The organism is Treponema sp. SP13 (genome assembly GCF_050938355.1).
Taxonomy (GTDB): Bacteria; Spirochaetota; Spirochaetia; order Treponematales; family Treponemataceae; genus Treponema_D; species Treponema_D socranskii.
Window position 1 is genome coordinate 274610 of sequence record NZ_JADOVM010000003.1, and the last position, 9774, is coordinate 284383.

Sequence of the window (9774 nt, forward strand, 5' to 3'; positions counted from 1 at the left end):
GGCACACTATGATATTAAGCTTTACAAACGGCAAAGGCGGCACGGGAAAATCGACACTCGGTACATACACGGCAGAATATCTTTATAGACACGGGGCGAAAGTGCTTATTATCGACGTCGATCCGAACTGCTCGATAAGCGAAATTTACGGATTTATTCTGAAAGACGAAAACTCGAAAGAGCTTTTGACAGGCAGGGAAGTGAAACCCTATCGCAAAAAAGCAACAGACACTAACTATATCGACATCATACCGTCCGATCTCGATCTGTCTATGTTGTCGAATATTACCGATATCCAGCTTCGCCGGCAAATACAAAAACAGGGCTTTAATAACGTATACGATTATATCATTATCGATCCGCCGGGCGCATGGAACGCGCAAACGCGTAATGCGGTTTTCGCAGCAGACACGGTCATTGTTTGCGGCAAGTGTTCTCCGCTCGACTATAAAGCAACCGTCAAATATATGGAGTTGCTTGAATCTTGCGGTCTCGAAAGTGAAGTTTTCGTTGTATGCAACGCATATAATAAACGCCGCGATCCTGATAACACGCTGCAAAAATACATTGATACGTTCGGCGATTTTTTGGTTATGCCGCCGTTGCCGGAAGTAAACAGCCTGCAGCGGATCGCATCGAACCCCGACTATAAAATCAATAAAACCGTACAAAACCGTTTTTCCGATTTTATTGCCGCGATCACGAACAAACAATGGGAGTAAACATGAAATTTTCAAATACTCAAACGAACATAAAAATCCCGATAACACAGCTGTTTATCGGCGAAAATGTCCGAAGCACATTCGACGAAAACGAAATAGGACAGCTCGCCGAATCGATTCGCGATCACGGGCTTTTGTCGCCGATAAACGTCAAACCGCCCGTAGAAAAAGACGGCATCAAAATGTACGAAGTAATTTGCGGCGAACGCCGCAAACGTGCGATTGATTTATTGTGTTCCCGCGGCGAAGATTTTTCACTTGTCGACTGTAAAATAACAACCGGTGATACATGGGCGCTGCGCATGATTGAAAACATACAGCGCGTCAATTTGTCACCGCAAGAAAAAGAAGCCGCGGTTGCAAAAATGATTGAACAAGGATGGACCCAAAGCGAAATCGCTAAAAAACTGAATAAACCGATCAGCTATGTGTCCGATATACTCGCCGGCGCAAAAGTCCGCGCGAAAGCGGAAAGAGCGGGGATAAAGACGGACAATATCGGTACGCGCGCACTTGCGCAGTTGCGTACCGTAGAATCCGCAGATATCCCTAAAACCGTCAATATGCTTGCGGAGGCAGGGGGAACAAACAAAGCTGCGGAAAAAATTACGCACGAATACAAAGACCGGAACACCCGACAAAAACCGGATAGCGCAGTTCACAAAGAGGAAAAATTACAGCGGCTTAACAGCATATTCGAAAACAGTCCGATCGATGATAACCAATTCACGATCATCATCGCGGGGCCGGAAAACGGAAGGAAACTTTTCGCACAAAATATTTCCAAATGTATTTTTTCACACGGTCTCTTCCCGCCGAATGTCGCAGAAACGGAAGTGAACGTCATTGAAACGGACACACCCGCAACACAGATTTTAAAAAATTGAGGATATATTAAAAAAATGGGCGACAAAAAATCCGACTGGAAATATATCGAATCGAAAACACTCAAACAAACAATCGCGTACGATATGAATTCCGGCTGGGTTTTTTGCCGCGACGGCACAAAGTATTCGCCGAACGAAGTAAAATTGCTCGGCGAAAACGAATTACCGATTGAAGTGCATTTACTAAAAAAAGTATTTAACGGCGAAATTATCAACGCCGCAGACGAGTACAGCAAATGAGTAAAAGGCAAGGTGGGAAGTGAATTACAATTTATACAAAGGGAAGCTGATTGAATATCTACAGCTTCGAGGTATCAAAGAAGCTGCGCCCCGCGCAATGATACACTGCTTTAATCCATCTCACACCGACGACAACACGCCGTCATGCCAACTCTCCGAAGATCACTTTCACTGTTACGGTTGCGGTATCGACGGTGATATTTACGACGCATGCGAAATCATCGACGGAATAAAAAAGAAGTCGGAACAATTCAAAGAAATAGAAAGCGTATTCAACGGCACTGTAAAACCGAGTATATATGTCCCTGTAAAAAATACGACATTCATACCCGATCCGACAGCAGAAAAAAGACTTGAATCATATTTGTCGAAAAACAAAGCCGCAAAACAGGAAATACTGACATTTTTAAATACGCGGGCGATATCGAGTACAAATAAACAGATTGCGCAATACCCGGATGAAATCCGTAAAAACCTTGCCGAATATTTTTTTTACTGGCCGGGGTATGACGCAGCGGAAGGGGATATTTCATTCGATACGCTTTATAAAGCGGGAATTCCCGGCAAAAACCCTAATACCGGCATAAGTTCATGGAGCCATCCCGGCGTTATCGTAAAACTCGGTACGGGATACAAACTGCATTTTTATCAAAACGGATCATGCGAAAAACGCGGATCGCGATCATGCAGTACATTTCCCATGCCCGGCACTCTGCAAAAAGATAAGTCCGTCATACTCGTCGAAGGTGAACTCGACGCGCTTGCATGTACGGCGGCAGGAATCTCGAATGTGTATTCCGCCGGTGGAGTGAACGGAATTACAAAGCCGAAAGTAAAACAGTATCTGCTGAACACACCGGAAATAATAATCTTTTTTGATAACGATACCGCAGGAAGGCGCGCCGCAGGAATTGAAGCCGGTGAAAGTGATGAAAAACAACGCACAACCGTACCCGACACACTGCACAAAGCCGGCTATATGGGTATTATAAAAATCGCCAGGTTTAAAGAGAATTGCCCCTATAAAGATCAGGATGCGGCCGTAATTGCGGGCAAAGCCGATTTGATAAAAGAAGCGATCGAAAAAGCCGAACCGTATCGACCGTTACACAAAAAACCGAATATACGCGGCACCATCTGGGAACGTTACGAAACGATTACGCTCCAGCGGCTTGTCTCCCTGCTTAAAAAGATAAAGCGGGACGAAATGGACGACGACGACGTCCAGCCCTTTATAACCGCCGCCGTAAAATCCTGCCGTCATCCTGCTGTCAGGCAAGAGCTTTTGAAATGGGGGGCTACAGCCGAACAAATAGAAGCCGACAACGATGCGTCGCCGTATTTTTTGCTTGAAACCTGTGAGCGATACGGCATATCGAAATATCTCAAAACCGAACTGCAAGTTGCACTGTTGCCCGGCGAAGAGATCGTCAAAAATATAAACAATAAAAAAATACTCGTTTCCATCAATTACAAAAGCATGGAACAGAACGAAAACATGAATCAGTTTTTACAAACGAATGATGTCCGAAGCGCAGCCCGTACCGTCGCCGACGTACTGCAAAACAGATTGATATACGTTAAAAGCGAAAAAGAAAATTATTTTTTTGACGGGCATGTATGGATTCACGAACCCGACGTCGCAGGGATGGCGTATGAAATTTTAGCCGCATTATTAAAATATTTTTTTCAAAACGCGCTTGCATCGAAACGGCTTGTATACAAACTGCTTACGAAAGTGGGCGGTCGCCGTTTCCGCGTTGAACTTGCACAGGATTTAAACGGATTAAAACCGGAAGTCTTTCGTGAAAGCGTACAATTCGACGGGCAGCAGATTCGCGGAACCTTGACGATGCTCGACGGAGTTGTCGACTTTTCGGGTAAAGAGATCGAGTATAAAAAATCGCAGCCGGACGAGTACCGCCGGCAGATGTTACCTTACAAAACCGACGACATAAAAAAATCCGGCATCCCTGAAAAATTCATGCAATTTATGAACGGCAATTTCAGCGATAAAAAAACACTGAACACCCTGCTTGACTACCTGTCGCTTATTCCGTCCCGCAATACATCCTATAAATATGGCGGTATCTTTATCGGCCGCCACAATACGGGTAAATCAACGACACTGAACCTCATAGAAGCAGTTTTCACCGGCATGACCACACGAGTAAAATCGGACGTACTTGTCTCCACAAATTTGCGCCGGCAAGGCGGAAACGAAGCAACACCCGAAATTGCAAAGATGGAAGGGAAGTGCGCTTCTTTTGTACAGGAAACCGCGCGAAACGCATATCTGAACGCGAACTTCTGGAAAGAGTTAACCGGCGGCGATACGCTAACTGCCCGTAATCTCTATCGCGATCCGCACAATTTTATTCCGACATCCCAGATAATAATCGCATCAAACTACAGTCCGAATTTCGACGCGCACGACGAAGCCGCTATTTCCCGAATGATAGTTATCCCATTTAAAATACAACACAGCAAAAGCGATAAAAATTTCAAAACCTCAAACGATTTTATAAACGAATTACGGCCGGAATTCCCCGCTGTAATCAAAATGCTCATAGAACGATATATCAATCTGCATATCAATTTACACGGAGAAATTCCATTGTCCGAAGAGTGCGAAAACTATAAAGGACAATATGTCGAAGAGCAAAAAACCGATCTTGATAAATTCGTAAACGACTGCATTGAATTCGATCTGTCTCATAAAGGCGAAGTCTATGAAAAAGTGCAAACCGTCTATGAACGCTACCTCGCTTATTATGGACTTACGGCCGAAAGCAAAGAAGCCCTGTCTCGCAATAAATTCACGCGTTATTTGAAACGAGATTACATCGAAATCAATTACAAGCAAAAAAAAATCGACGGCTACCCGGAACTATGCTTTTTTAATGTAAAATTAAAAGACGACATCGCACAAACTCCGCAGCCGCCGAAAATCGAAGTGCAAAAACCGGATGATTCTCCGCCGGACGACAATCCGTTCCCGGACGAACCGTATGAGATATTTTAGGAGAAAAATATGAAGGCGTGGTGTTTATTCGAACAATCAGGCACCTTTAAAAAGGAATTCATCAAATTAGGTGTAAATGCAGTGGATATAGATATTCGTGACGATTTTGCACAAACCGATTACAAGATGGATTTATTTGCAGAAATTAATAAATCACGCGAGAACAAAATAAGTATATTCGATAAAATTAACAACAAAGATATAGCCTTAGCATTTTTTCCATGTACCCGTTTCAACGCAAAAATACCGCTTCTTTCACGCGGAGAAGCGGCACAACAGAAAAATTGGAACTATGAAAAAAAAATCGAATATTCAATGAAAATCGAAAATGAAATACACAACCACTATCAACTCTTATGCAAATTAATTTTAATCTGCATAGAAAAACGAATACGTCTTGTCATTGAAAACCCATACACACAACCGCATTTTTTGCACACTTATCTCCCTATAAAACCCAGTGTGATACATACGGATAGAAGTAAATACGGTGATACTGCAAAAAAACCGACACAATATTGGTTTATCAATTTTAAACCCAAACAAAATTTTTGTTTTGAAAATTTGCAATCTGAAATATTATGGAAATCCGACTATGTAAAAGGCAAAAATAAACAAACACTTCGTTCTCTTATATCACAGACTTATGCAAACAGATTTATTCGTGAATACATACTATAAAAGGAGATAATGTAAAGAAACCATGAATAAACTTTTAATCGGAGACTGCCGCGAAATTTTACCGACACTCCCTTCTAACAGTATACAATGTATCGTTACAAGTCCTCCATATTATCAATTACGAGACTATGGAACACAGGGACAAATCGGACAAGAAGATTCCGTTGAACAGTATGTTAATAATTTAGTATGTGTTTTTCGTGATGCAAGACGCATACTAAAAAATGACGGTACTCTCTGGCTTAATCTAGGGGACAGTTATGCCAGTAGCGGCAAAGGCAGAAATCATGACGGGAAACAAGGAAAATTAAGCAATGGAAGTAAGGAAGAAAAACATACTGGAAGACATATAGGCTTGTTACAAAAAACACCTGCATCAAATGGATTAAAACCAAAAGATTTAATCGGCGTTCCATGGCGCGTTGCTTTCGCCCTGCAGATGGACGGCTGGTATTTGCGGCAAGATATTATCTGGAATAAACCTAATGCAATGCCGGAATCAATCAAAGATCGTTGCGTGAAATCTCACGAATATATTTTTTTGTTATCCAAAGAACGAAATTATTATTTTGATTACAAAGCAATACAAGAAAATTCTTCAACTTTTGAAAATCGCTTGCCGGGAATAATAAGAAATAGAGAATGTAATTATCACAGCAAACTGAACAGTCTTTCCGCAAGATATACTTTTTGTCGCAACGACAAGCGTGATCCCATAAAGCAACATTATCCGCAAAAACGACTTAACCGAAAAAACGACGATTACGATATTACAAAACGAAACAAACGTGATGTTTGGTCAGTAAATACTTCGCCGTACAAAGGCGCCCATTTTGCTGTTTTTCCACCTTCCCTTATACGACCGTGTATTTTAGCCGGCAGCAAGGAAGGTGATATTATCCTTGATCCTTTTTTCGGTAGCGGCACAACAGGAGAAGTCGCAACACTATTGAATCGCAAATGGCTAGGAATAGAAATAAATGAAAATTATAAAAACCTTTATAAAGAGCGGCTAGGTTTGTTTTGCCAGTGAATATAAAATACAAAGGAGAACATCTTTATGCGTATATACATAAGCGGAGCTATATCGAGCGATATGGAAAACTACAAAAACAAATTCAAAAACGCAAGAGAATACCTTGAACGACAAGGCTATATTGCAGTTAACCCCGTGGAAGTTTCTGAAAATCTGCAGCAACGATTGCGCCGCGAACCCACTTACGCCGAATATATGCGAAATGATTTATCAGCGCTTTTCACTTGCGATGCAATATATATGTTATCCCACTGGAAAACAAGCCCCGGCGCAAGACTGGAACACCGCATTGCAGTAACCCTTGCTATGATCGTCATTTATCAAAAATAATTATGGATATAACGAAACACCCCGTAGCTTATCGCCGCAACGAACAACACGGACTATCACGAATTATAATTACAATTTATTCCGTACACGGCGGTTACGCATACGGAGTAAATTGTAAACTCGGAAAATTCATAAAATCAACATATCAACAAATCGAAGAAACACCGGCAACGACGATTCTTTCCGCCCGCCTAAAAGCAACGGAAGCCATCAAATCATGGGCAGACGAACAACCTTCACTAAAAAAATACCTGCGTCAGTTTGAAATCATCGATTGCCGACAGCAGGAATTATTTGACTGACAGCACCTGCACGTTAAGGGTTTTTAATAAAATATTCTTTTTCGCGAATAGTCGGATGACCGTGCTTTTTCGGCCGCTCCGTAAGCGGCGGCGGTAATGTATCATTGATATGTTCTCGTACGAACCTGTTCAGCGTTACCCATGTTACCCCGAATTCGTTCGCAAGGGATAATTTGCTTCGTCCGTTTTTTAAAGCGCGTTTTATCTTATAACGATACGGAGTTAATTTATAATAACGAGGTTTTTCACCCTTGCGACGCCCTATCTGCTTCCCTGCTTTTCGCGCCCGCTCCAACCCTTGCTTAGTACGCTCTGACAACAGTGAACGTTCAATCTCGGCGGATAACCCGAAGGCAAACGCAAGAACCTTTGATTGTAAGTTATCTCCCAATTCAAATCCCTCTTTTATTGTAACAACGCGCACCTTTCTTTCTAATAATTTTTGCAGCACATTTAGAATTATTATCAATGATCTGCCAAGCCTCGACAGTTCTGTCATGATGATTGTATCATTCGGCTGTACAGTTTTTAATAATTCACCTAGTTTTCTTTTTTCAGGATTCTTTAACCCGCTTATCTTTTCCGCAATCCAGTGTACATGAGTGAGTTTCATCTTTTTGCAATACGATCTGATTGCCAACTTTTGATTTTCTATTGTTTGCCCGTCGGTCGATACGCGAATATACCCATAAATCATATAACACCTCCATAATAAATCTATGAAGGTTATGATTTTAAGGAACGGTTTGATTTTACAGTGGATAAACGTTGCTGGAAATTGGTCTGAATCGATGAGGGTATATTTCCCCATAAAATTCTCAGAAATTCCAAGCGTTTTAGGCTCGATGTCCAACATAGGTACTGTCTCTTATTCAGGAACGGTGAAGGTTTTTGATAAAAATCGTGAAGGTTTTAATATCTCCGCAAACCATTCCGGCGAAATAACAAATTCAAGTCTTTCGTTTTTTTGTATAGGTAAATAACGAACGGTTTAATTGTACAGTCGATAAATGTTTCAGCGAATTGGGTTGACGGGGGAAGAGTTTTTTTTCCAATACGATTTATAACAATTCCTGCGGTACTTGGTTCTATGTCTAACACAGGGGCATCTTCTTATGCGGGAACTGTCAAAGTTTTTAACAAAACTCTTGGCGGCTTTGATATCGCTGCAAACCAGTCCAACGAGATAAAAAATTCCAGTCTTTCGTTTATTTGTATTGGAAAATAGGTTTTTAAATAAAAAACTTAAAACCCGATAGAAAAAATACTGATAGGCAGATTGCTATAATCTTGACATTGGACTGTTACAGTTTGAGCGGTTTTTTGATATACCTTTATCAGACGTGTACGGTCACTGTTTAATTCGTTTTGATTTACGAAAGCGGCATAAGATACAACTGTACTGTGTGCTAAAGGTAGTGTGAAATCTTGAGACAAGGCTGTTTGTCTTGCTAACAGCCACTGCTTAATTAAACCGTTCGCATATTTTATATAACTGCTTGTCTCCCCCAGCGATTTGGCAACGATATCACTTGATACACACACCCAATAAGTACCGTCAAAAATAAATTCATAAATTCCGCCGGCATCAAAACACCCCGTGCCGCCGGGCATATTGGTATTTTTAATCCTGATCGCATGCGTGCCGGTATTGTTCACCGTAAGCGTCGGATTATCAACCGTATTGCCGTTTTGAAATTGCACATTGATACGCGCTCCCATAACGAGCGAAAATGTTCCCGCTACAAACACCGTTTTTGCCTGCATGTTTCCCGCAGTATCGCTCTTGCCGAAAAAAACGACATTCGAACTGCCGTCGACAAATTGCCCTTCAAAATTACGTACGGCTTCCCATGTCCGTGCCGTAGCGACCTTTTTATCTTTATCTGCTGTATTATTGCAGTTTTCCAACCCTACCTGCTTTTTTGTAACGCCATGCGGATTTGATTTATCGCCGATATGATTTATTAAATTTGTGATTGCAAGTTTTATTTTGGCAAAAGCGATACTTAATTTTTCACCGCTCGACAATGTAGCAAAAGACACCGCATCGGAATATGTCGGTGTTTGATCATTGGTAGGAACATTCGGAACCTTTCCCAACCCGACCTGTTCTTTCGTCACCGCATGAGGATTATTTTTATTGCCTGTATGACCGGCAAGCGCAGTATGCAACTCCGATTGCCCCTTCTGCCGTGCGGATATTTCCTCACTTAATTGATTTTCAAGTTGCGTAACCGCTTCCGCGCGCGTATGCGCTTCCGCTGTATTTACGTCCGTTATCTTTTTTTGTATCGCATTCCACACGTCGGACGCGCCGACTTTTTCAGGGGTTCCCGTCGGCAACGCAGAACTTCCCATGCCGCCTAAAAAGATAGCCTGCATCATACCGATAACATCATTCACCAATGATGCCTTTATCGGAGTGCCGTCAATCGATTCCGGCGAACTGCAATCTACCGCTTTTCCGAACGGATAACCCTTATCCGTCGCATTATAATAATCCGAATAGTTGTCTTTATACTGTTGCATAATACGCCCCTATAAAATT

General features: G+C 41.9%; 11 protein-coding genes. 9 read left to right on the forward strand and 2 right to left on the reverse strand.

What is annotated here, in order from left to right; genetic code table 11:
- The first annotated feature begins 8 nt into the window (after positions 1-8).
- The 8 genes from IZU26_RS07480 to IZU26_RS07515 all read left to right on the forward strand — a co-directional run bounded on the left by IZU26_RS07480 (position 9) and on the right by IZU26_RS07515 (position 7223).
- The gene (locus IZU26_RS07480) at positions 9-722 is read left to right on the forward strand and encodes a ParA family protein (RefSeq protein ID WP_433277966.1); all 714 of its coding nucleotides are present in this window, start codon (positions 9-11) and stop codon (positions 720-722) included.
- Between the two features lie 2 nt (positions 723-724).
- A complete protein-coding gene (locus tag IZU26_RS07485) occupies positions 725-1609 on the forward strand; it encodes a ParB/RepB/Spo0J family partition protein (protein WP_433277968.1) in 885 nt (294 codons plus the stop codon).
- Positions 1610-1624: 15 nt separating this feature from the next.
- Positions 1625-1849, forward strand: coding sequence for a hypothetical protein (locus IZU26_RS07490; protein WP_433277970.1), 225 nt, complete (start codon positions 1625-1627; stop codon positions 1847-1849).
- A 97-nt stretch (positions 1850-1946) separates the two neighbouring features.
- Complete coding sequence (locus tag IZU26_RS07495; protein ID WP_433277972.1) at positions 1947-4874, forward strand: toprim domain-containing protein; 2928 nt, start codon at positions 1947-1949, stop codon at positions 4872-4874.
- Between the two features lie 9 nt (positions 4875-4883).
- Positions 4884-5555 carry a hypothetical protein gene (locus IZU26_RS07500; protein WP_433277974.1) on the forward strand — a complete coding sequence of 224 codons (672 nt, stop codon included), beginning with the start codon at positions 4884-4886 and terminating at the stop codon, positions 5553-5555.
- 22 nt (positions 5556-5577) lie between these two features.
- Positions 5578-6588 (forward strand): DNA-methyltransferase, encoded by a 1011-nt coding sequence (locus IZU26_RS07505; RefSeq protein WP_433277975.1) that lies wholly within the window; start codon positions 5578-5580, stop codon positions 6586-6588.
- Positions 6589-6615: 27 nt separating this feature from the next.
- Positions 6616-6921, forward strand: coding sequence for a DUF4406 domain-containing protein (locus tag IZU26_RS07510; RefSeq protein ID WP_433277977.1), 306 nt, complete (start codon positions 6616-6618; stop codon positions 6919-6921).
- 2 nt (positions 6922-6923) lie between these two features.
- Entirely contained in the window at positions 6924-7223 is a 300-nt protein-coding gene (locus IZU26_RS07515) for a hypothetical protein (RefSeq protein ID WP_433277979.1), read from the forward strand.
- Positions 7224-7236: 13 nt separating this feature from the next.
- Here IZU26_RS07515 and IZU26_RS07520 read toward each other — a convergent pair whose 3' ends face one another.
- Positions 7237-8079 (reverse strand): recombinase family protein, encoded by an 843-nt coding sequence (locus IZU26_RS07520; RefSeq protein ID WP_433277981.1) that lies wholly within the window; start codon positions 8077-8079, stop codon positions 7237-7239.
- Here IZU26_RS07520 and IZU26_RS07525 point away from each other — a divergent pair.
- Positions 8015-8206, forward strand: a complete 192-nt coding sequence (locus IZU26_RS07525) for a hypothetical protein (RefSeq protein ID WP_433277983.1) — start codon at positions 8015-8017, stop codon at positions 8204-8206. The genes IZU26_RS07520 and IZU26_RS07525 overlap by 65 nt on opposite strands.
- Before the next feature lie 262 nt (positions 8207-8468).
- On the opposite strand, the gene IZU26_RS07530 is transcribed toward IZU26_RS07525, so the two are convergent.
- Entirely contained in the window at positions 8469-9755 is a 1287-nt protein-coding gene (locus IZU26_RS07530) for a hypothetical protein (RefSeq protein ID WP_433277985.1), read from the reverse strand.
- Positions 9756-9774: the final 19 nt, after the last annotated feature.